20 protein-coding genes and 1 riboswitch are annotated in these 20,930 nt (G+C 59.2%); of the genes, 9 read left to right on the forward strand and 11 right to left on the reverse strand.

Going from position 1 to position 20,930, the window contains the following annotated elements:
* The first annotated feature begins 101 nt into the window (after window positions 1-101).
* Window positions 102-416 carry a DUF2845 domain-containing protein gene (locus tag G5533_RS05200; protein ID WP_005338404.1) on the forward strand — a complete coding sequence of 105 codons (315 nt, stop codon included), beginning with the start codon at window positions 102-104 and terminating at the stop codon, window positions 414-416.
* Window positions 417-468: 52 nt separating this feature from the next.
* Here G5533_RS05200 and G5533_RS05205 read toward each other — a convergent pair whose 3' ends face one another.
* On the reverse strand, window positions 469-687 hold the full coding sequence (locus tag G5533_RS05205; protein WP_005338403.1) for a DUF1107 family protein: 219 nt from the start codon (window positions 685-687) through the stop codon (window positions 469-471).
* A 203-nt stretch (window positions 688-890) separates the two neighbouring features.
* On the opposite strand from G5533_RS05205, the gene yfcD reads away from it, so the two are divergent.
* Window positions 891-1,373: an NUDIX hydrolase YfcD gene (yfcD, locus tag G5533_RS05210; protein WP_167557839.1), complete on the forward strand. Its 483-nt coding sequence runs from the start codon at window positions 891-893 to the stop codon at window positions 1,371-1,373.
* 83 nt (window positions 1,374-1,456) lie between these two features.
* On the opposite strand, the gene G5533_RS05215 is transcribed toward yfcD, so the two are convergent.
* On the reverse strand, window positions 1,457-2,383 hold the full coding sequence (locus G5533_RS05215; protein WP_421206204.1) for a phenylacetate--CoA ligase family protein: 927 nt from the start codon (window positions 2,381-2,383) through the stop codon (window positions 1,457-1,459).
* A gap of 126 nt (window positions 2,384-2,509) precedes the next feature.
* Here G5533_RS05215 and G5533_RS05220 point away from each other — a divergent pair, with 126 nt between their 5' ends.
* Window positions 2,510-2,983, forward strand: coding sequence for a peroxiredoxin (locus G5533_RS05220; protein ID WP_100646526.1), 474 nt, complete (start codon window positions 2,510-2,512; stop codon window positions 2,981-2,983).
* Window positions 2,984-3,108: 125 nt separating this feature from the next.
* Window positions 3,109-4,077, forward strand: coding sequence for a calcium/sodium antiporter (locus tag G5533_RS05225; RefSeq protein WP_216951830.1), 969 nt, complete (start codon window positions 3,109-3,111; stop codon window positions 4,075-4,077).
* A gap of 68 nt (window positions 4,078-4,145) precedes the next feature.
* On the opposite strand, the gene G5533_RS05230 is transcribed toward G5533_RS05225, so the two are convergent.
* Window positions 4,146-5,312: a type III PLP-dependent enzyme gene (locus G5533_RS05230; RefSeq protein ID WP_058059164.1), complete on the reverse strand. Its 1,167-nt coding sequence runs from the start codon at window positions 5,310-5,312 to the stop codon at window positions 4,146-4,148.
* Between the two features lie 507 nt (window positions 5,313-5,819).
* Window positions 5,820-5,935: riboswitch (glycine riboswitch) on the forward strand.
* A 107-nt stretch (window positions 5,936-6,042) separates the two neighbouring features.
* Between G5533_RS05230 and G5533_RS05235 the strand changes: the two genes are divergently transcribed.
* Complete coding sequence (locus G5533_RS05235; RefSeq protein WP_005338391.1) at window positions 6,043-7,419, forward strand: alanine/glycine:cation symporter family protein; 1,377 nt, start codon at window positions 6,043-6,045, stop codon at window positions 7,417-7,419.
* A gap of 115 nt (window positions 7,420-7,534) precedes the next feature.
* Here G5533_RS05235 and G5533_RS05240 read toward each other — a convergent pair whose 3' ends face one another.
* Both G5533_RS05240 and G5533_RS05245 read right to left on the reverse strand, forming a co-directional pair.
* Window positions 7,535-8,251, reverse strand: a complete 717-nt coding sequence (locus G5533_RS05240) for a lipoyl protein ligase domain-containing protein (protein WP_421206205.1) — start codon at window positions 8,249-8,251, stop codon at window positions 7,535-7,537.
* A gap of 99 nt (window positions 8,252-8,350) precedes the next feature.
* Window positions 8,351-9,748 carry a nucleobase:cation symporter-2 family protein gene (locus G5533_RS05245; RefSeq protein ID WP_040066712.1) on the reverse strand — a complete coding sequence of 466 codons (1,398 nt, stop codon included), beginning with the start codon at window positions 9,746-9,748 and terminating at the stop codon, window positions 8,351-8,353.
* A 247-nt stretch (window positions 9,749-9,995) separates the two neighbouring features.
* On the opposite strand from G5533_RS05245, the gene G5533_RS05250 reads away from it, so the two are divergent.
* Window positions 9,996-11,117: a GGDEF domain-containing protein gene (locus tag G5533_RS05250; RefSeq protein WP_421231272.1), complete on the forward strand. Its 1,122-nt coding sequence runs from the start codon at window positions 9,996-9,998 to the stop codon at window positions 11,115-11,117.
* Window positions 11,118-11,150: 33 nt separating this feature from the next.
* Here G5533_RS05250 and G5533_RS05255 read toward each other — a convergent pair whose 3' ends face one another.
* Window positions 11,151-11,399, reverse strand: coding sequence for a YciN family protein (locus tag G5533_RS05255; protein ID WP_005338382.1), 249 nt, complete (start codon window positions 11,397-11,399; stop codon window positions 11,151-11,153).
* A 123-nt stretch (window positions 11,400-11,522) separates the two neighbouring features.
* Window positions 11,523-12,902, reverse strand: coding sequence for an MATE family efflux transporter (locus G5533_RS05260; protein ID WP_047435970.1), 1,380 nt, complete (start codon window positions 12,900-12,902; stop codon window positions 11,523-11,525).
* 120 nt (window positions 12,903-13,022) lie between these two features.
* Between G5533_RS05260 and G5533_RS05265 the strand changes: the two genes are divergently transcribed.
* Window positions 13,023-13,880: a helix-turn-helix transcriptional regulator gene (locus G5533_RS05265; RefSeq protein WP_441254581.1), complete on the forward strand. Its 858-nt coding sequence runs from the start codon at window positions 13,023-13,025 to the stop codon at window positions 13,878-13,880.
* 69 nt (window positions 13,881-13,949) lie between these two features.
* Window positions 13,950-15,644: an NAD-dependent malic enzyme gene (locus tag G5533_RS05270; RefSeq protein ID WP_100654267.1), complete on the forward strand. Its 1,695-nt coding sequence runs from the start codon at window positions 13,950-13,952 to the stop codon at window positions 15,642-15,644.
* Between the two features lie 85 nt (window positions 15,645-15,729).
* Here the strand turns inward: G5533_RS05270 and G5533_RS05275 are convergent, their stop codons facing one another.
* From G5533_RS05275 to G5533_RS05290, 4 genes are all read right to left on the reverse strand, one after another.
* On the reverse strand, window positions 15,730-16,767 hold the full coding sequence (locus G5533_RS05275) for an OmpA family protein (protein ID WP_421206207.1): 1,038 nt from the start codon (window positions 16,765-16,767) through the stop codon (window positions 15,730-15,732).
* 229 nt (window positions 16,768-16,996) lie between these two features.
* The gene (gene ompA, locus G5533_RS05280; RefSeq protein WP_216951824.1) at window positions 16,997-17,995 is read right to left on the reverse strand and encodes a porin OmpA; all 999 of its coding nucleotides are present in this window, start codon (window positions 17,993-17,995) and stop codon (window positions 16,997-16,999) included.
* A 310-nt stretch (window positions 17,996-18,305) separates the two neighbouring features.
* Complete coding sequence (gene ompA, locus G5533_RS05285; protein WP_421206209.1) at window positions 18,306-19,325, reverse strand: porin OmpA; 1,020 nt, start codon at window positions 19,323-19,325, stop codon at window positions 18,306-18,308.
* Between the two features lie 308 nt (window positions 19,326-19,633).
* On the reverse strand, window positions 19,634-20,230 hold the full coding sequence (locus G5533_RS05290; RefSeq protein WP_441254582.1) for a hypothetical protein: 597 nt from the start codon (window positions 20,228-20,230) through the stop codon (window positions 19,634-19,636).
* Window positions 20,231-20,488: 258 nt separating this feature from the next.
* On the opposite strand from G5533_RS05290, the gene G5533_RS05295 reads away from it, so the two are divergent.
* Complete coding sequence (locus G5533_RS05295; protein ID WP_005338367.1) at window positions 20,489-20,755, forward strand: helix-turn-helix domain-containing protein; 267 nt, start codon at window positions 20,489-20,491, stop codon at window positions 20,753-20,755.
* Window positions 20,756-20,930: the final 175 nt, after the last annotated feature.

Below are 20,930 nucleotides of genomic sequence, written 5' to 3' on the forward strand. Positions count from 1 at the left end.
CTGGAGAGCAGAAAAGGACGGCGTTTTTGCGCCATTGACTGGTTTTTTCAGAAACGGAAGCAGGCATACTGCGACTCATTAGAGAGGATAAGGAGAACCCGATGAGCAAGAAGATGAAGAAAGTAGCGGGGCTTGCTCTGTTGCTGCTGAGCATTCCGGCCAGTGCTGATGCCATGCGCTGCAAGAACGCCCTGATCACCGAGGGAGACACCACCGCCGAGATGCTGCTCAAGTGCGGTGAGCCGATGTTGCGTGAAGAGCTCAACCGCAACGAGGAGAACCAGTTTGGCAACATGGTGCAGGTCAAATATGGTGAACGCTGGACCTACAACTTCGGCAAGAACGAGTTCATGCGCTTTGTGACGGTGCGCAACGGCATCATTACCGATATCGAAAACGGCCCGCGCGGCCAGTAGCCGGCGGGCAAAGCATGGATGCACAACAGACAGTAGGGCAAGACCCTTTGACTCACATGTCCGGCAAGGGGTCGCGGTGACCAAGTTGTCTGACCGCCAGATTGATCTGGCGAGCCAGTCTTAGCCGCTGGCGGCAGGTCAGGCCATGGAGGCTGATCCTGCCCGCGTTGAATTCAAATGTCCCCAGCGACTCGATGGCAAAATAGCCTCGATGAAAGCTCTTGATGTAGCGAGCGATCTGCCGTGGGGATAACTGCTTGAATACCTTCATCACACGGTTCCCTGATTGCCTGGACAGGGCACACTATGGTGTCGGTCGATGACACTGATATGACGGTTTATAAAGATTTGCATGAATCCTTATTTTGCCAGTGAGCTCGGCAAATTGACGGCATCATCGAAAAAGTTGTGCCATGACAAACCACCGCACCGATATACTGCGGGCTTGAATGGAACAAATAAAAGGGCCTGTGCGTGGAATGGGTTGATGTGGTGGACGAGGATAACCGGGTGATTGGCGTGGCCGAGCGAGCCAAGGTGCGGCGGGAGAATCTCTGCCATCGCGCCAGCTATATTCTGGTGCTCGACGACGCGGATCGGATCCTGGTGCAGCGACGCACCCTCAGCAAGGATTTCTGCCCCGGCATGCTGGATGCCTGCGCTGGTGGCGTGGTCACCACCGGTGAGGAGATGGAGCGCTCCGCCCGCCGCGAGCTGGCCGAGGAGCTGGGGATTATAGATGTTCCTCTGCAGGGCTTTGGCAGCTTTTATGCGGAAGGGGAGGGCTACCGGGTCTGGGGTGGCCTCTTCAGTTGCCGTTATCAGGGGCCGCTGCAGTTGCAGGCCGAAGAGGTGAGCTCGGTGCACTGGATGAGCCTGGCCGAGATCGCCGAGCGTGCCAGCGAATTTACCCCCGACTCCCTGCTCGCCATCGCCACCTGGCAGGCGAGGCGCTGAACAATTTCATATATCCTCTTCTTCAGAGACAAGACGGGCAGCCTGATGGCTGCCCGTCTGCCTTTGTGCATTTAGTTGGTCTGCTACGCCAGCTTGAGGCGTCGGTTGGTGCGCCCGCAAGCGCTCGGCTTGGCGAGCCAGTGCCCTTGCCAGTCGGTGGCTAGCCGCAGCAGCGGATACTCCAGATCGAGTCGGGTCACCACCAGCTGGCCGGTCTCGTCGCCGCTCACCGGCTCGCCGCTGGCGGGATCGATGATCTCGATGATGCAACTCTCGCTCACAATAAATCCCTCTCCTGGTCGGCTCTCGTAAGCCACTACCCCCACATCCTGCCACACCAGACAGTTGAGGGCCGCAATGCCGTGAATGGCGCGCAGCGGCGTGGTTTCCGGGTGAGTGGCTTCACACAGCAGTGCGCGGCGCAGCGAGTCGGTCGGGATGTCGGCCGCTTCGGCCGCTTCCAGCAGATCGAGCAGGGTCACCAGCGGACCGACGTAGCCGGTGGGTTGATAGCGCAGCAGCGCCTCCAGCTGGCGCTGGGTATCGTGGGGCCCGCAGGGCACCACGGGGGCGCCCAGCTGGCGGGCGCCGTTATCGAAAATAAAGGCGGTGGGGCCGGCATGATAGTCGTGGCCATTGAGTATTACCTCACCTGGCTTGAAGCCGGCGGCAAACAGTGCTCGAGCGGCCCCCCACCAGTCTGCTCCCGCATACTCGGGGATGGCCAGCTGGCCCGGACAGGAGAAGACCCGCAACGCCTGACTGGCGGGGCGGCCGGTGAGTCCGGCGAACGGAGGGTGAGCCTGCTGGGCGGCAAACAGCTCTTTGCTGTCGAGCAGTGGCAGGGTGGCCAGCTCTGCCAGATCCTCGAGGCGGCACTGGCGATAGACGCTGGAGTAACCGGCGCAATATTGACTGACATGGGTAAGCTGATGATTGAGCTGCTCCAGCTGCTGTTGTTCGCGCAAGGCGGGGGGGCGAATTTCCAGTCCATCGTAATAGTGCTGCATGAGGCCTCCTTGGTCGGCTGATCCTGCTCAAGGTTAGTTCAAATGATCCAAGCAAAGGGAGGTCTGTGTCACAGCTCGGCAGTGGGGTAGACTGGGGCCTCCTCCCTCCACTTAAGGACGAGCACAATGATTGCGATGGGTCAGACTCTGCCTTCGGGCGAATTTACCTTTATCACCGCCGAGGGCAAGCAGCTGCGGGATAGCCAGACGCTGTTCGCCGGTAAAAAAGTAGTGCTGTTTGCGGTACCCGGTGCTTTTACTCCCACCTGCTCCAATGCCCACCTGCCCGGTTATGTGGTGCTGGCCGATCAGTTTATGGCCAAAGGGGTGGATGCCATCTGCTGTCTGTCGGTCAACGATGCTTTCGTGATGCGGGCCTGGCAGACGGCCCAGAATGCCGAGGCGATCACCATGCTGGCGGATGGCGACGGCAGCTGGACCCGGGCGCTGGGTCTGGCCAAGGATACCGGCGCCTTTGGAGGTATCCGCGCCCAGCGCTTTGCGTTGATCGCCAACGATGGCGTGGTCGAGCAGCTGTTTGTGGAGGCGCCTGGCAAGTTTGAGGTCTCCGATGCCGCGAGTCTGCTGGCTGTGCTGTGAAATGTTAATCGCAGTTTGATTTCCCCTTGAAATGGGAGGCTGGCTCGTTACACTGGCGCCACTTTTGAATCGGGTCAGGAGCTTGTCCTGACTCTGTTGCTTACTGGCGATGGGATGGAGATGTTATGACCCTGGCTGTTGTTGCCCTGATTGCCGGACTGGCGCTGCTGGTCTGGAGTGCTGACAAGTTTGTGGATGGTGCTGCGGCGACCGCCCGTTATGCGGGGATGCCGCCGCTGCTGATCGGCATGGTGATCATCGGTTTTGGTACCTCGGCCCCGGAGATGGTGGTCTCGGCGCTGGCGGCGTCCCAGGGCAATCCCGGGTTGGCGCTTGGTAATGCCTATGGCTCCAACATCACCAATATCGCGCTGATCCTGGGTCTGACGGCACTGATCAGCCCTATCGCGGTGGCCTCTCAGGTAGTGCGCAAGGAGATCCCCATCCTGCTCGGTATTACCCTGCTCTCAGGTGCCCTGCTGATTGATGGTCATCTGGGCCGGATGGATGCGGTCATTCTGGGGGCCGTCTTCGTTGCCCTGATGGGCTGGTCCATCTGGGCTGGCATGAATGGCAAGGGAGATGCGCTGGATACCGAGACCGCCGAGGATATCGAGAGCGAGGGGATGTCCCTCAAGAGCGCCGTTTTCTGGTTGGTGGTCGGGCTGGTGCTGCTGATCGGCGCTTCCCGCCTGTTGGTCTGGGGGGCGGTGACCATCGCTCAGGCGCTTGGTATCAGCGATTTGGTGATTGGTCTCACCATAGTCGCGATAGGAACCTCCCTGCCGGAGCTGGCTTCGTCTCTCATCGCCATTCGCAAGAACGAGCATGATCTGGCCCTTGGCAACGTGCTGGGCTCCAACCTGTTCAACACCCTGGCGGTGGTGGGGATCGCGGCGGGTATTCATCCGTTGGATGTGGCGCCGGAAGTGCTCTCCCGCGACTGGAGCATCATGATGGGGTTGACCCTGCTGCTGCTGGTGATGTGTCTGGGCCGCAAGGGGCAGGGCCGTATCAACCGGTTGGAGGGGGGCGTGCTGCTCACCTGCTTCGTCGCCTACACCGGCTGGCTGCTGACCAGTCAGTTCGTCTAGCCAGATCTGGCAAGATAAAACGAAAGAGGGGAAGCCTGGCTTCCCCTCTTTGCATTCGGGTGTCGGTCTTAAGCGACGGCCACCAGTTTCTGCCCCTTCTGACTGCTGTCCAGAATGAGGATGCTCGCCTTGGGGAAGAAGTTGAAGGTGGAGGCGGAGGCCCATGTATAGGCGCCCATCACCTTGCCAACCACCAGTTCGCCGATAGCCAGATCGGGCAGCATGATGCCATCGCGGATCACGTCCACGCTGTCGCAGGTGGGGCCTGAGAGTACCGAGTTATGCAGCTCGCCACTGGCATAAGGCGTGCTCACCGGATAGGTGACGTGGTCATAGAGCTGGCCGTTGTAGCTGCCGTAGAGGCCATCATCCAGGTAGTACCAGATCTTGTCGCCACGGTGGGCCTTGCCCATCACGCTGGATACCGAAGTCATGGCCGGCGCACTGATAAAGCGGCCCGGTTCGGCAATCTTCTGCACGGTAGCGGGCAGCTTGGCCAGCGCTTCGCGGATCGGGGCGCAGAAGCCGTCGATATCGAACTCGCCCCCCTCATAATCGACCGGGAAACCGCCGCCGATATCCAGCACCCAGGGCTTGAGCCCGAGCGCCCAGGCTTGCTCCATGATCTCGCGGCAGGCGTCGATGGCCTGCACATGGCGACGGGCATGAGGCACTTGCGAGCCGACGTGGAACGACAGCCCCATCACCTTGATCCCCTTGGCGTGGGCCAGTTGCAGCAGCGGCAGCGCCTGCTCCGGAGTGCAGCCGAACTTCTTGGAGAGATCGACCTTGGTCTCGGGGTTCGGGAAGCTGACCCGCAGCAGCAGTTTCACTTCGTCCTTGTAGGGAATGAACTTCTCCAGCTCCAGCGGGTTGTCGTAGACAAACACAGTGCAGCCGAACTCCAGCGCATAACGGATATCGCTGTCGCGCTTGATGGGATGGGTATGAATGCAACGTCCCGGGCGAACCCCCTGACTGCGCACCAGATCCACTTCGCCATTGGTGGCCAGATCGAAACAGGCCCCCTCTTCCTTCAAGACAGAGACCACCGCCTCATGGGGCAGGGGTTTGAGTGCATAGTGCAATCGTACATCGGGCAGGGCGGCGGCCAGGGCCCGATACTGTTTGCGGACGGCTGCCTTGTCGAGCAGCAGCAGGGGGGAGCCGAATTGTTCAACCAGCTGACGGTAATCTTGTGCGACCACATCTTTTGCAACCAGGGTCTCGTTCATTCTCTTTTGGTCATCCTTAGGGGGCGTGATATGCCCAAGCCATATGCGATTGAACCGGCGACGGCCGGGTCAGGCGAGCGGTCCGGTGGGACCAACCGAACACAGTGCATAAATTGATAACAAAGTGCTTGGTTATGCGGCGGATTATCGGCTTATTGATTCTGTGTGCAAGCATTTTGATTGGATATGTCGGCAAGATTTTCTTGGCGAAACGAGAGGGATCACTGTTCTCTATCCGCCATTTTTCCCGTTTGGGCCACATTTGATCCGTGAAAGCCTAACTTGTTGATAGTTAACTAACATTTAACATTCTTGCTGCGATTCTGGTGGTCACTAAAAAAATATAAATGGGGGCGGCCAAGTGCGAGACAGCTCACATTTTTTGGATTAACATGCCGACTTCCTAATCCAAACTAGTTCGGATGAAGGTAGCAGGAGAGCGATGGGCAACCATCCACCGAAGAAGTGAATCTTTCAGGTACCGGGCAACCGGTGTGGACTGCTACTGGACGATACTCTGGAGAGACCCGTTAAATCGGGCGCCGAAGGAGCAAGGCACCATGACTACCCGCAAGGGCAGGCTGGCGCCGGAAACTCTCAGGCAAAAGGACAGAGGGGATGGGATGGTTGTACCTGGGCTTGGCCCGCATCCGATCGCCTCTGGCCGATCGCGACACCTATGGGAAGATCATCCTTCTCCTCCTTAATTTATGTTTCTTAAGGAGGATGCATGTCATCAATTCAATCGGCGTTAACCGCCATCGATAGTTTTATCTGGGGGCCGCCCCTGCTGATCCTGCTGGTCGGGACCGGTATCTATCTCACCCTGCGTCTGGGTCTGCTTCAGGTCGTGCGCTTGCCGCTCGCTCTGCGGCTGGTCTTTGGCCGCGATCAGGGGCAGGGCAAGCAGGGGGATGTCTCCAGCTTCGGCGCCCTCTGTACCGCCCTCTCTGCCACCATTGGCACCGGTAACATCGTCGGGGTGGCTACCGCCATCAAGCTCGGCGGCCCCGGTGCCCTGTTCTGGATGTGGATGGCGGCACTGTTCGGCATGGCTACCAAGTATGCCGAGTGCCTGCTGGCGGTCAAATACCGCGAGCAGGATGCCAACGGCCAGATGGCTGGCGGCCCCATGTACTATCTGGAGAAGGGGCTCGGTTCCAAACCGCTCGCCAAGCTGTTTGCCCTGTTCGGTATCGGCGTGGCCTTCTTCGGCATCGGTACCTTCCCGCAGGTCAATGCCATCTCCGATGCCATGAGCCTCTCCTTCTCGGTGCCCCGTGAAGCGACCGCCGTGGTGCTGACCCTGATCGTGGCGCTGGTGACCCTGGGAGGGATCAAATCCATCTCCAGCGTGTCGAGCAAGGTGGTGCCCTTCATGGCCATCTTCTACATCGTCGCCTGTCTGGGTGTGCTGGTGAACAACGCCAGCGCCTTGCCCGATGCCGTCATGCTGGTTATCGAGAGTGCCTTCACCGGCCATGCGGCGACCGGCGGCTTCGTCGGTGCCAGCATAATGCTGGCCATTCAGTCCGGGGTGGCGCGCGGGGTCTTTTCCAACGAATCGGGACTGGGCTCTGCGCCCATCGCGGCGGCGGCGGCCAAGACCGATTCGTGCGTGGAGCAGGGGCTGGTCTCCATGACAGGTACCTTCATCGACACCATCATCATCTGCACCATGACCGGCCTGACCCTGGTGGTGACCGGCGTGTGGAGCGGCGATGCAAGCGGCGCGGCCATGACCAGTCTGGCCTTTGCCCAGGGGCTCGATGCTCATGTCGGCCAGTATCTGGTGAGCATTGGGCTGCTGTTCTTCGCCTTTACCACCATCCTTGGCTGGAACTACTACGGCGAGCGCTGCACCGAGTACCTGTTCGGGGTGAAGGCGATCAAGCCCTATCGTCTGGTCTATCTGGCGCTGGTGGCGAGCGGTGCTTTCCTCCATCTGGACATGATTTGGCTGCTGGCCGATATCGTTAACGGCCTGATGGCGGTGCCCAACCTCATCGGCCTGATTGGCCTGCGCCATGTGGTGATCGCCGAGACCCGCGCCTACTTTAGCCGGGATCTGGATAGCGAAGCCGAGCCGGAGCCGCAGACGGCCTGAACGCCTCAGCCCGTTTCGCGTTCCCATTGAAAAGAACAAGCCACGACTCCGGTCGTGGCTTTTTTTGTGCGCAGTGTCTATGGACGGTGATTTTCCCTCTCCCTTCGGAATAAGGTCAGGATGGGGGGGATAGCCCCTCGCTCAGCAGGCTATCCAGACGTGCTCGCACTTTCTCTACCAGTGCCTGATCGCTACCGCGCCAATCGATGCAGCTTGCCAGCGTGGTGGAGGTTCCCGCCATAAAACGCAGCTCGCCGCCCGCCAATTCGTAGAAGCGGCTCGCCATCCTGGTTCCCTCATCCACATCACCCGCCACCAGCAGCATGGCTTGCGCCAGCACGGCACCCTGGTGATCCTGTCCCGGCGCCAGCCAGCGCTGGGCGGTACCGGTGATCTTGCGTCCCCCGCTCACCAGATTGTACTGACCATCGCAAAAGGAGCCGGGCACGAAGTCATAGCTTCCCTCAAGGCCGTACTCCGCCAACAGGGTCAGCAGCGGCGCCCCCAGCAGCCGGTAGTAGTGGGCGAGATCTGTGGTGGTGCGGGGCAGCAGCAGGGATAGGTTGAGGATCCCCGCCCCGTGGGGCACGGCGGTGCCGCCGCTGTCGCGCACATGCACTGGCCAGCCTTCAGCTGCAAGTTGCTGGCAGGCGGCTTCGTAATGGGGGAGGCGGGTATCTTTGCGAGTGACAATCAGGCATTGGGGCGCCTGCCAGAGGTGAGCGCGGGGCTGACCGTCATGGGCACAGTCGCGCAACCAGCACTGCTCTTGCGCCAGTATCTGTGCGGGTGAAGCGGTATCGGGGAGGGGGGAGAGCAGGCGATAGGGCATGGCGGCATCCTCAAAAAAGGCTGCCCAGCACACTACCCGTGGCGACTGGCAAGGTAAAGCCCCGCAGTGCGGGGCTGTTTGCTATCGGTAGGCTGTGTCTCAGGAGTGACGCGCTTCGCGCTTGGGCAGCAGCAGGTTGAGCACGATAGCGGTAATGCCACCGGTGGCGACGCCGTAGGAGAGCACGCTCTTGGCCAGCTCCGGCAGGTGTTGCAGCACTTCCGGCACCTGCGCGACTCCCAGCCCCATGGCCAGCGACACCGCCAGGATCATCAGGGCGCGTCTGTCCAGCTCCTCGCGGGCAATGATGCGCACCCCGGCGGCGGCGATGGTGCCAAACATGACGATGGTCGCTCCGCCCAGCACGGGCTCGGGGATCTGTTGCACCAGACTCGCGACCGCCGGGAACAGGCCGAGCAGGGCCAGCATGGCGGCGATAAAGAGACCGACGTGACGGCTGGCCACCCCGGTCAGCTGAATGACGCCGTTATTCTGGGCGAAGGTGGACATGGGGAAGGTGGAGAAAACCGCTGCCAGCATGGAGTTGGCACCATCGGCCAGCACGCCGCCTTTAATCCGCTCCATATAGACAGGCCCTTCCAGTGGCTCGCCGGAGATATCCGAGGTGGCGGTCATGTCGCCGATGGCCTCGAGCGCCGTCACCACGAAGATGATGGCGAGCGGCACGAACAGCTGCCAGTCAAAGCCGAGACCGTAGTGGAGCGGAATGGGCACCATCACCAGCGGGCCGTCGAAGGTGGGGGCGCTCACTTTGCCCAACAGCAGGGCCACGGCATAGCCCGCCAGCATGGCGATCATGATGGCGGAGAGGCGCAACCAGGGGTTGCGACTGCGTTGCAGCAACACGATAAGGCCGAGCACCAGCAGGGAGAGGAAGAGGTTGGTGTGACTGGCGAAGCTGCCATCGGAGAGGGCTGCATAGCCGCCGCCCATGCTGATCAGGCCTACCTTGATCAGGGTCAGGCCGATCAGCAGCACCACTATGCCGGTGACCAGCGGGGTGATGATCCGTTTCACCAGATGGAGGAAGCGGCTCATCACCACGATAGTGAGTGCGGCAACCATCATGGTGCCAAACAATGTGCCCAACAGATCCTCGGTGGGCATGGCGGCCTGTTTGAGGGCGAGACCGGAGGCGATGATGGGGCCGAGGAAGTTGAAGCTGGTGCCCTGTACCGAGAGCAGGCCGGAACCGATGGGGCCGAAGCGGCGGGTTTGAATGAAGGAGGCGATGCCGGACATGACCAGCGACATGGAGACGATATAACGGGTGTCGGCGGCAGGGAGGCCGAGGGCATTGGCGATAATCAGGGGCGGGGTAATGATGGCGACAAACATGGCGAGCATATGCTGCAGGGCGGCGAACAGCGTCTGGGGCAGAGGCGGGACATCCTCTATGCCATAGACCAGTTCGCTATGGGCTCGCCTGGGTGGATGTGCCTCTCGATTGGCGCGTGTGACAGCAGCCTGTTCCATAAGTACCTCGAATTGTGTGGGGAGGGGGGAGAAAATTGGGCGCTATTGTAGTGATTGAAATGAGGCTGACCAGCGCTAATTATGCAAAAAAAGGTTTATTTTTTGATGGGTTGAAACGTTTGCGCGCTGCGATTATCATCTGTCGGTTTGTGTGATCGACCTCTCCGTTTTATTCCCCCCGCTAATGACATTTTTACCACTTTGTAGGTGTAGAATGAGCCACTCGACCTTGAAGTGGAGGCGATGGATGCTCAAGTTGTCAGAGTTCTGGAGTGCCAGGGCTCACTCCGAAGACTTTACCCGTACTCGTATGGGGTTTATGACGGTGCGTCTGCGCCTGCTCACCTGCCTGCTGATGATTGGTTTGCCCGCCTGGGCCGTGGTGGATTGGCTGACTTTGCCCGCCGTTCATTTCGAGCAGCTGTTTCAGGCCAGGATCTTCTGCACCCTGGCGCTCTCGCCACTTATTCCGCTCTCGTACCTCATCCACTTCAAGCGGGAACGGATGAAGCTGGCCCTTGGCTACCTGATGGCCGTGATGATGCTCTTCTCCCTCTTCTGCCTGAACAGCTTTGGCGCCGGACAGGAGTTGCAGGCGGGTTATGCGGCCTTTCCCTATCTGCTGATCACCCTGTTTGCCATCTTCCCCATCCCCCTCTCCCTCGGCTTGCAACTGGCTGGTGTGGTACTGGTGACCATGCTGCTGGGCCACTGGCTGCTGGTGGGCCAGAGCATCTGGAGTCAGGCCACCCTGAATCAGGTGTGGGTGCTCGGCATGTTTACCATGGCCAGCTGCTGGGTGCAGTGTGGCCAGCTCAACATGCTGCTGCGGCTATATCGGGAATCGACCACCGATGAGCTGACCGGCATGATGAACCGCCGCCTGCTGATGAAGCAGCTGGAGCAGGCCAGAATCCGGCTGCAACTCAAGAAGAAGCCCTTTGCAGTGATGCTGCTGGATCTCGATCGCTTCAAGCGGATCAACGATATCTACGGCCATCTGGCGGGGGATGCGGTGCTCAAGGAGGTGGCGACCACCCTGGGGGAGCAGCTGGAGCCTGACATGGTGCTGGGGCGTTATGGCGGCGAAGAGTTTGCCATCCTGATGCACAACTGCGCAGATCCGGCGCTGGCGAGCAAAATGGCCGAGCGGCTGCGCATTGCCGTTGAGGCGCGGCTGGTGAAGAGCCCCACCTCGGACGAATTGCTGGAGGTGACGGTGAGTATCGGGATTGCCATGGCCCGTTCCGATGACACCATCGATATTCTGATCAACCGTGCTGACGAGTGCCTCTATCAGGCCAAGATGGCGGGACGCAACTGCGTGGTGGTCGAGGGGCAAAACCGCGCAAAAACAGATGCCGCCTGAGGGCGGCATCCTGTAGGCAATGAGCTGACGAGATCAGGCCAGCTTGTACTTGCCGGAGAGCTGCTGGGCCAGCAGCTTGAACATGTTGAAGACTGCCATGGTCTTGCCGGTCGGGGTGCCGTCTTCGGCCAGGAAATACTCCCCCTTGAACACCAGAATATCCCCCTTCTGCTCCACCGAATCGGCGCGCATACCGTGGATGAAGTCTTCATGCTCTTTGATGATCTTGTTGGCCATCTCAAGCAGGGCCGTCTCGGTGATCAGCTCTTTCTGTGGTTGCATGCTCGTCTCCTTAAACGACTACTGGACAGGGAAATCGTGGATCCCTGCCTCTGATTGAAGAGGCGCCCAGCATACTGCAAACAGGGTTTTTCTGTCATTGATATGACCCCGATTTGTGGCTGTTTATCCGATCACCAGATTCTTCAACCAGCAGCGTTGGCGAATACGGCGCTGCACCAGCAACACTTTGCTGAGCTCCTCCAGCAAGACCACCGCCACCACCCAGGAGAGGGGCCAGCCGAGCAGAGTGACCGCCACCCAGGCGAGCGGGATGCCGATGCACCACATGCCGACAATATCGATGAAGATGCTGTAGTTCACATCGCCGCCAGAGCGCAGCACCCCGATGATCCCCACCATGTTGAACACCTTGAGCAGCATCCCGAGGCACATGATGCCGAGCACCTGTCCCGCTTCCGTCATCAGCTCGGGGGGCAGGTTGCCGACCCACTGCAGCAGGTTGGCTTGCAGCAGCCAGACGATGATCCCCACCAGTAGCGCGCCAATCGGTGCCAGCAGCAGGAACAGCTGGGAGTGCTGCCAGGCAATCTCGTACTCCTCGGCCCCGAGCCGGTGGCCGAGCAGGGTGGAGCAGGCCACCGCCAGTCCGAAGAAGAGGGAGATAAGGATGCTCTCCAGGGTGCCGAGGGTGGTCATGATGGCCAGCGAATCGGTGCCAAGATGGGCATAGAGAAAGCCGTAAATCAGCATGCCGAAGGCCCAGAGGCCGTCATGGAACAGCAGCGGCAGGGCGATCAGGGTAAAGCGCACCACCTCCTTGCGTTTGAAGGCGGCCAGCCAGTCTGGTGCACGCGGGATCAGGCGCGCTTCATAACGCTTTACGTAGAGCAGCAGCAGGGCTGTCTGCAGCAGCCGTGAAATGGTGGTGCCCCAGGCCGAGCCGGCCACCCCCATTGCCTCGAAGCCGAAGTGACCGAAGATGAGGGCGTAGTTGAGGATGACGTTGGCGATGATGGCGATAATGCCGATCCGGGTCGGCGCGGCGGCATTGCCCACCGAGCGCAGGGCTGATTCCAGCGGCACCACGATGGCGGTACAGAGGATGGTGGCGCCGGTGATCATCAAGAATTGATCCGCCAGTGCCCGCAGCGCCGGATCCTGACTGGCAAAGCCGAGCACGCTGCCCGGTGATAACACATAGATGAAGGCAAAGGGCAGGGTGACCAGCAGGGCGCCCACTATGGCCAGCGCCAGGGAGCGGCGTACCCCGGCCATCTCCCCGCGCCCGAAGTATTGTGCTGCCAATACCGAGACCCCGCCCGCGAGGCCCGCTATCACCAGCAGATTGAAGAAGAAGACCCGGTTACCCAAGCCGACCGCCGCCACAGCTGTGGTACCAAGCTGGCTCACCATCATGATATCGATGAGGCCGAGCAGGGAGAACATCATGGATTGCAGCGAGACGGGCAGGGCCAGTCGCCACAATCGGGTCATGAACTCGCGATCGGTGGTTTGTTTTAAAATCGCTTGCCAATAATTCATAGTTGTTAACCGGGTATGAGAAAAGCAAGGGTTGTCATGGTTATGATAAGGGGGTGTAGAGCAGTTACCACTGTGAGTAGATCTCGATTTTCTTGTGTAAAACTATCCTTTTGAGGTGTTATGCCATTTGCCAGAGAGTGTCTGGAGATAGCGCCAGCCTGTGAAGAACGGATGCTGGGGCGAGAGGGGCTCCCCCTGCTCGGCGAGGCAGGGATCTTCCTGACCGGCCTCTCCCGGGTGCGGGATCACTACCTGATCCGCCGCAATCGCCCCGAGTTTCACATCCTGATGGTGAGTCACGATGAAGGGGGCGCGCTGCTCACCGAAGAGGGGGAGCAAGCCATTCCGGCCGGGTCGCTGATTTTCCTGCCCGCCGCCGTCCCCGGCGGTCTCAAGCTGATTGGCGAAAGCTGGCAGATCAGCTGGATTCTGCTCGATGACGTGCCGCGCTGGCAGCACCTGCACCGCCTTGGTCACCGTATCTGGCAAGGGGATGGCGGCGATCAGCTCTATCATCTGCTCAGCCTGATGCAGGGGGAGGGGGTTCGCTCTTCGCTGCAACCCCAACTGCTTAGCCTGTTGCTGGCGCTGCTGGAGCGTACCCTGCAAGGGGAGGTGCGCGGTACCCCTGAACTCAGATTGCAGGCGCTGTTTCGCCGGGTGGAGGCGCGCCTGGACGAGCCCTGGAGTGTCGCCCTGTTGGCCCGACAGATGGCCTGCTCCGTCCCCCATCTGCACCGGCTTTGTCAGCAAGTGTTCGGTATGGGGCCGATTGCGAGGGTGACCGAGCTCAGAATGAACAAGGCACGCCAGCTGCTGCTCTATACCAACTGGCCACTTGGCGAGCTGGCGGCCCGGGTCGGTTACAGCGATGGGGCCAACTTTGCCAACTGCTTTCGCCGTCTGACTGGTCAGACCCCCGGCGCCTTTCGTCGACTGGGTCGCAAACCTTTTGCAACGGATGTGCAAACTCTTTGAAATTAATGACACAAGCCCCTAGGATCGGCGGGTCCCTGCGTCTAGCTAACCGTTTAGGTACCAAGATCCATGTTTGAAGATAATAACCAGAAACGTCCTCTCTACATTCCCTACGCCGGTCCCGCCCTGCTGGAGACCCCTTTGCTCAACAAGGGCAGCGCCTTCACCAGCGAAGAGCGCAGCAACTTCAACCTCGAAGGTCTGTTGCCCCAGAATATCGAGACCATCGAAGAGCAGGCCGAGCGTGCCTATCGCCAGTTCATGGCGTTTGGCAACGACATGGACAAGCACATCTATCTGCGCAACATCCAGGATACCAACGAGACGCTGTTCTACCGTCTGCTGCACAACCACTTGACCGAGATGCTGCCCATCATCTACACCCCGACGGTGGGCAAGGCGTGCGAGGAGTTCTCCAACATCTATCGCCGCGCCCGTGGCCTGTTTATCTCCTATCCGGACAAGGACAGGATCGATGACATGCTGCAAAACGCCACCAAGCAGAACGTCAAGGTGATCGTAGTGACCGATGGCGAGCGGATCCTGGGTCTGGGTGATCAGGGGATCGGCGGCATGGGCATTCCCATCGGCAAGCTCTCCCTCTACACCGCCTGTGGTGGCATCTCGCCCGCCTACTGCCTGCCGGTGGTGTTGGATGTCGGCACCAACAACCAGCAACTGCTGAATGACCCCTTCTATATGGGGTGGCGCAATCCGCGTATCTCGGGGGATGAGTACGCCGAGTTTGTCGATGCCTTCATTCAGGCGGTCAAACGCCGCTGGCCCGACATCCTGCTGCAGTTCGAGGACTTCGCCCAGAACAACGCCATGCCGCTGCTTAACCGCTACAAGAACGAGCTCTGCTGCTTCAACGACGATATTCAGGGCACTGCAGCGGTGACCTTGGGCAGCCTGATCGCCGCCTGCAAGGCCTCCGGCGCCAAGCTCTCCGAGAAGCGGGTTGCCTTCCTCGGGGCGGGCAGCGCCGGTTGCGGTATCGCCGAGCAGATCGTGGCGCAGATGAAGGCCGAAGGGCTGACCGATGCGCAGGCCCGCAGCCGGGTCTTTATGGTGGACCGCTTTGGTCTTATCACCGACAAGATCCCCAACCAGCTCGACTTCCAGCGCCGTCTCTCCCAGCCGGTGGAGCGGATCAAAGACTGGCCAGTGGGGGACAATATCTCCCTGCTGGAGGTGATGGAGCACGGTCGCCCGGACATCCTGATCGGGGTATCCGGCCAGCCTGGGCTGTTTACCGAAGAGGTGGTCAAGACCATGCACAAGCACTGTGCCCGTCCCATCATCTTCCCGCTCTCCAACCCCACCTCCCGGGTCGAGGCGACGCCGGCAGACCTCATCCGCTGGACCGACGGTCAGGCGCTGGTGGCAACCGGCAGTCCGTTTGCACCGGTGGAGCACAAGGGCAAGCGCTACGTCATCGCCCAGTGCAACAACTCCTTCATCTTCCCGGGGATCGGCCTTGGCGTCATCGCCTCCGGCGCCACCCGGGTGACCGACGCCATGCTGATGTCGGCCAGCCGCGCGCTGGCGGAGTGTTCGCCGCTGGTGAAAGGGGAGGAGGGTTCTCTGCTGCCGGATCTGGCGGATATCCATCAGGTCTCCCGCTACATCGCCAAGATGGTGGCCAAGACCGCCATGCTGCAGGGCAAGGCGGTGCAGACCCCGGACGAGGTGATCGATCAGGCCATCGACGCCAACTTCTGGCATCCGGAGTATCGCCGCTACCGCCGCACCTCGTTCTGATTTCTGCGAGAAGATGCAAAGCAAAAGGGATGCCTCGGCATCCCTTTTTACTGCACGTCTGACATGGTTATCGCCTCAAGATCAACTACTCGCTGGCGCCCTGTACGCCGGTGACGCGCACCTCGACCCGGCGATCCGGCCCAAGGCAGTCTATGAGGGCGGCTCTGGCCTTGATGTCGTCACACTGGTTGCCGGTGACCGGATTGCTCTCGCCATTGCCCTGAATGCTTACCTTGTCGGCAGGCAGCCCTTTGTTGATCAGAAAGTCGGCAACGGTTTGGGCCCGAGCTTCTGACAACCTCTGATTGCTGGCATCCGAGCCGATACGGTCGGTATATCCCATCACCACCGCACTGCCATCCTTGGGTTGTACATCGACGATCTGCTGGTAGAGAGCGTCCAGCGCGCTCATCCCCTCCGGTTTTAGGTCCGCTTTGCCAAAGGCGAACAACACATCGGAACTGAGGTTGAAGGTCTGATCTACCACCTCCGGTTCGGCCGGTGGCGGGGGGACCACGACCGGTGCGGGCGTGGGAGCCGGCTCTGTCGGCTGGCTGCGATTGGGATGGATCACTACTTCCAGGGTTGCTGTGCTGATGTCGCTGACCCAACGCTGGGTGCCGCTGTTTGCCTTGTCATTGTCAGGATCATCGCCGACCCTGACCAGATAACGATACCTGGCCTGGAGATCGACCCAGTCATGGAGCCGGGCCGTCACTCCCAGACCTGCCAACGGTGCCAGGTTGTCGTCCCCGCCATTGATCGATTCAACGTGATAGATATAGCCACCACCCTCGGCAAACACCGAGAACATCTCGCTGAGCGGCAAACGACCAATCACAGACAGGGTAGCTCCCTTGCTGTTGAACTCATGACCGCTGATATCCCAGTCACCTGTGGAGAGGTAACCAATTTCGGCGCCCAGGTTCTCCGTGAAGTTGTAGCCGCCAAACAGGGAGAGCGCAGTCGCATCCTTGCTGACATCCTGGCTGAAATCATTCAGATCGTGGGCTATCGCCCAGCCACCGCCTATCCCGGCATACCAGTCATGGACCGGTACCGCTTGTGCGCCTGTGCTCGCCAATGCCAGTGCAATCCACACAGGTTTTAATCTTATGTTCATCGCGTATCCTCGTCGATGTGTGGTTTAGTGGGGCTGCTTGTTGGTCAAACCCCACACTTATGTATAGGTGACAGGTTGTATTTAACCACTCAAGAGGTGTGGATTGCGGCCATAAGTGAACCTATGTCACTGAAACCATGCGGGAAGAGGAAAGATAGCCTGAGGTGGGCGGCATGGAAGACAATAAAAAGGAGGCCATATGGCCTCCTGCTTATCCAGGTGATCAGGATTATTGTGTGACTTGTTGCACACCGGTGACGCGCACTTCAACGCGGCGATCCGGCGCCAGGCAGGAGATCAGCTGAGCCTTGCCCTTGACGCTGTTGCACTGGGTGCCTGTGACCGGATTGGCTTCACCGCGGCCTTCGATGGCAACTTTGCCAGCCGGCAGGCCCTTGCCAACCAGGAAGTCGGCTACGGTACGGGCGCGTGCTTCGGAGAGTTTCTGGTTGTAGGCGTCAGTGCCGATACGGTCGGTGTAACCGACGACCACGGCACTGCCATCTTTTGGCTGTACGTCGACGATCTGCTGATACAGGGTGTTGAGCGCTGCGACACCTTCTGGCTTGAGGGTGGATTTGCCAAAGGCAAACAGCACGTCAGAGCTCAGGGCGAAGTTCTTGTCAACCACCACAGGTTCTGGGGTTGGCTCGGGTGCTGGTGCCGGAGCGGGGGCCACGTAAGTGGTGCGGTTCGGGTGCATCACCAGCTCCAGGGTTGCGACGCTCATGTCGCTCTCCCAGGTCTTCTGCTCGTCACCCAGACTCCACATGTAGCGGTAGCGGGCTTGCACATCGATAAGGTCGGAGAGCTTGGCTGTCACCCCCAGACCGGCCAGCGGCGCAGTGCCGTTGTCGCTGTTGCCATTGCCGTTGACGTGGTTGAAGTAGGCACCACCTTCGGCAAACACCGAGAAGATGTCACCCAGTGGCAGGCGGGCGATACCGGAGAGGGTTGCACCCTGGGTTTTGAAATCGGCACCGTCAACGCCCGCTTTACCGGCGTAGAGGTAGCCCAGTTCAGCTGCGTAGTAGTCGTTGAAGTTGTAACCGCCGAACAGGCTCAGCGCAGTGGCGTCTTTGTCAGTGTCTTTGCCAAAATCATCCAGACCGTGGGCATATGCCCAGCCTGCACCAACACCGGTGTACCAGTCATCGGCAGCCTGAGCTGTGGTGCCTGCGGCGGCCAGCGCCAGTGCAATCAGGGTAGGAGCCATTTTGAGTTTCATCGGTTTATCCTCGTTGTGTTAGCCCATGTCGGGCAATGCACTTGTTTTTATTGCTGCGAAAAATCGCCAGCAAAGTGGATAGCGAAGGCTTTGGACTCTCATGATGCATTGGCGTCATGGACAACAGACCGGACAAGAAGCGCTTTTTAGTGCTTATCCAATACCTTACAGGCGCAACTACTTTATGCTTTCGGGGCGGGGCAGGCAAGGGTAGGGAGGCGGGAGTGAGGGATGAGGCAAGCGAGAATGAGGCAAACAAAAAGGGATGCCGCAGCATCCCTTTCTTTTGCATTATCTGAACGAGGTCAGATTATTGCTGAACTTCTTGTACGCCAGATACGCGAACTTCTACGCGACGATCCGGAGCCAGGCAGGAGATCAGTTGAGCTTTAGCGGTGATACCGTTGCACTTGGTGCCGGTAACCGGGTTGGCTTCGCCACGACCTTCGATGGCAACCTTGCTGGCAGCCATACCTTTGCTCACCAGGAAGTTGGCAACGGTACGGGCACGGGCTTCAGACAGCTTCTGGTTGTACGCGTCGGAACCGATACGGTCGGTGTAACCAACAACAACAGCGTTGCCATCTTTCGGCTGGAACTCAACGATCTGCTGGTACAGCGCATTCAGGGCTGCAACGCCTTCCGGCTTCAGAGTCTCTTTGCCAAAGGCAAACAGCACGTCTGAGTTCAGTGCGAAGTTCTTCTCTACAACTTGCGGAGCAGGAGCCGGTGCTTCTTCAACAACCGGGGCAGCTACCGGAGCTACGTAGGAAGTGCGGAACGGGTGGTATACCGCTTCCAGAGTAGCGATGCTCTGGTTGGCCTTGTAACGCTCACCGTTGGCGTGCAGGTCAGCCACGTCCCACATGTAGCGGTAACGAGCTTGCAGATCCAGCGCGTCATTTACCTTGTAGGTCACACCGGCGCCAGCCAGCGGGGAAACTTTAGTGTCGCTGGTGCCCAGGCCGTCGGTGTGACCCCAGTAGGCGCCGCCTTCAGCGAACAGGGAGAAGTCGTTGCCAACCGGCATACGGGCGATACCGGACAGGGTGGCACCCTGGCTCTCGTAACGGTTGCCGTCGGTGTTGCCACGACCGGTGTACTGGTAGCCCAGTTCGGTACCGAAGTTTTCGGTGAAGTTGTAACCCATGAAGGCGTTGGCGGCAGCCGCGTCTTCCTGGCCTACATTGGTGCTTTCCAGCTTGTTCAGGCCGTTGAAGTGAGTAGCACCGACACCGGCACCGAAGTAGATGTCGTCAGCGGCGTGAGCAGCGGTAGCACCCAGAGCAGCCATGGCGATGGCGATCATGGAAGGAGCCATTTTCATCATAAAAAAATCCTCGTTGAGATCGCACGTTATTCACGTGCTTCACACTTTGTAATTTATGTAAGCTGCAGGCTCCGCCGTACGGCTGGCGTCGAGTCTGGCAGATGACCCGGTACAACCGGGTTGCACACTCTCCTGGTGTGTCGAGTGCGCTGGCATGGCACGCAATGCGTGAGAAACCACTGCCAGGCAACTGATGTCATTCCGATGACGAGGCGCACTCTATGCCGATTTTAAAACATGATCAAGCTCACAAATGAGCCTTGTGGCAAATTGTGTCGTGACCTTAAATGGCTGTTTATCCAGATTAATTAGTGATCCAGATAGGCCCTGTGCAGTTTTTTTTCCAGTTTCATATAGGCCTGAACCCAGTCGGAGTGCGGGTTGGCAGGGTTTGCTCTGGCAGTGAACACCTCGAGGTAGTCTGCTTCCGTTGCACTTTTCAGCAGGGGAGTAAACGCCATCAGGTAGTGGCGGGCCAGATAGGGATCCAGGGGCCAGATGTTGAGGATGGCTCGTGCCACAGGCTGAACCGCGGCTGAACAGATGAAATGGCGGTGTCCCGCCTCCAGCCAGTCGGCCATCTCGCACATGCCCGATTCAGCTACCAGACCACCATCACCCGGGGCGCTTGCCAGCGCAATAAACTGGCCATTTACCGTGGTGAGCTCTTCATTGTTATGCAGGGCACCATCGTGGCTGCGCAAGGGTAGGTTATGCGATTCCTGTTCAAGAAACAGGCTGCAGCTCTCCGGCAGGGCGGCCAACAGCTCGCTGGCCTGGCTGGACATCAAGGCCGGAAGCCAGAATGCTTCGGCACGATATTGTGCACCTTGACTGAGCTGTTGTTGCAATTGGGCCGGGTCAGAAACCGGGTGCAGGCGAGAGATAATGCCGGGAAACGCCATACTTATTCCTCTTAATGGGTAGCTGGCGGATTATACGAGTTATTCTGGTGGCAACAATAAAGGTTTCTTTTCGAGACTGTTTACCTGAGACAGCTGAGCGATTACCATCCCCCGTTGAAGATAAGGGTTGTCGCCGAAAGGCGCTCATAAAGATAGAGGCTCGACCATAACGAGTCCGTACAAAACTGATACACTTGACTACGAGTCGTCGCGAAAAATAAAGACGGATTTAATCCGTCAAACGGAGTATGGAACATTATGAATTCAAATATCGTCACTGTTGGCAAGAAGATCCGTCAGATCCGTGAAGCGGTCGGTTTGAGCCGTCCGAAGTTTGCTGATTTGCTCGGTGTTCCCCCCACAACCCTGAAAAACTACGAGCTGGGTTACCGTGAAGTTGGGGGCGCCTTCCTGGTTGCCCTGGCGCACCACCCGGATCTGCACAAGTTCACCCTCTGGCTGCTGGCAGACAAGAAAGTCGCCGAAATCGGCCAGATTGGCCCGGATGACCTCGCCAAGGCGTGATCATCGATGTGAATAGAAATGCCGCCTTCGGGCGGTATTTTTTTGGGTCGCCGATCGATATTTTGATCTAACACGCTTTGAATTATCCATGCAGGCCAACGAGAATAAGCGGCCCCGAAAAGTGGGCCCCTGGTGGTATCTGGCCACCTGAACACTATTACATTCAGGATGATAT

This window comes from Aeromonas sp. A600620 (assembly GCF_029479985.1).
GTDB lineage: Bacteria > Pseudomonadota > Gammaproteobacteria > Enterobacterales > Aeromonadaceae > Aeromonas > Aeromonas veronii_A.

Excerpts from the sequence above, each read along its gene's own strand:
- G5533_RS05200 (WP_005338404.1), top strand. The coding sequence starts at position 102 with ATGAGCAAGAAGATGAAGAAAGTAGCGGGGCTTGCTCTGTTGCTGCTG.
- G5533_RS05205 (WP_005338403.1), bottom strand. The coding sequence starts at position 687 with ATGAAGGTATTCAAGCAGTTATCCCCACGGCAGATCGCTCGCTACATC.
- G5533_RS05215 (WP_421206204.1), bottom strand. The coding sequence starts at position 2,383 with ATGCAGCACTATTACGATGGACTGGAAATTCGCCCCCCCGCCTTGCGC.
- G5533_RS05220 (WP_100646526.1), top strand. The coding sequence starts at position 2,510 with ATGATTGCGATGGGTCAGACTCTGCCTTCGGGCGAATTTACCTTTATC.
- G5533_RS05225 (WP_216951830.1), top strand. The coding sequence starts at position 3,109 with ATGACCCTGGCTGTTGTTGCCCTGATTGCCGGACTGGCGCTGCTGGTC.
- G5533_RS05230 (WP_058059164.1), bottom strand. The coding sequence starts at position 5,312 with ATGAACGAGACCCTGGTTGCAAAAGATGTGGTCGCACAAGATTACCGT.
- G5533_RS05235 (WP_005338391.1), top strand. The coding sequence starts at position 6,043 with ATGTCATCAATTCAATCGGCGTTAACCGCCATCGATAGTTTTATCTGG.
- G5533_RS05240 (WP_421206205.1), bottom strand. The coding sequence starts at position 8,251 with ATGCCCTATCGCCTGCTCTCCCCCCTCCCCGATACCGCTTCACCCGCA.
- G5533_RS05245 (WP_040066712.1), bottom strand. The coding sequence starts at position 9,748 with ATGGAACAGGCTGCTGTCACACGCGCCAATCGAGAGGCACATCCACCC.
- G5533_RS05250 (WP_421231272.1), top strand. The coding sequence starts at position 9,996 with ATGCTCAAGTTGTCAGAGTTCTGGAGTGCCAGGGCTCACTCCGAAGAC.
- G5533_RS05255 (WP_005338382.1), bottom strand. The coding sequence starts at position 11,399 with ATGCAACCACAGAAAGAGCTGATCACCGAGACGGCCCTGCTTGAGATG.
- G5533_RS05260 (WP_047435970.1), bottom strand. The coding sequence starts at position 12,902 with ATGAATTATTGGCAAGCGATTTTAAAACAAACCACCGATCGCGAGTTC.
- G5533_RS05265 (WP_441254581.1), top strand. The coding sequence starts at position 13,023 with ATGCCATTTGCCAGAGAGTGTCTGGAGATAGCGCCAGCCTGTGAAGAA.
- G5533_RS05270 (WP_100654267.1), top strand. The coding sequence starts at position 13,950 with ATGTTTGAAGATAATAACCAGAAACGTCCTCTCTACATTCCCTACGCC.
- G5533_RS05275 (WP_421206207.1), bottom strand. The coding sequence starts at position 16,767 with ATGAACATAAGATTAAAACCTGTGTGGATTGCACTGGCATTGGCGAGC.
- ompA (WP_216951824.1), bottom strand. The coding sequence starts at position 17,995 with ATGAAACTCAAAATGGCTCCTACCCTGATTGCACTGGCGCTGGCCGCC.
- ompA (WP_421206209.1), bottom strand. The coding sequence starts at position 19,325 with ATGATGAAAATGGCTCCTTCCATGATCGCCATCGCCATGGCTGCTCTG.
- G5533_RS05290 (WP_441254582.1), bottom strand. The coding sequence starts at position 20,230 with ATGGCGTTTCCCGGCATTATCTCTCGCCTGCACCCGGTTTCTGACCCG.
- G5533_RS05295 (WP_005338367.1), top strand. The coding sequence starts at position 20,489 with ATGAATTCAAATATCGTCACTGTTGGCAAGAAGATCCGTCAGATCCGT.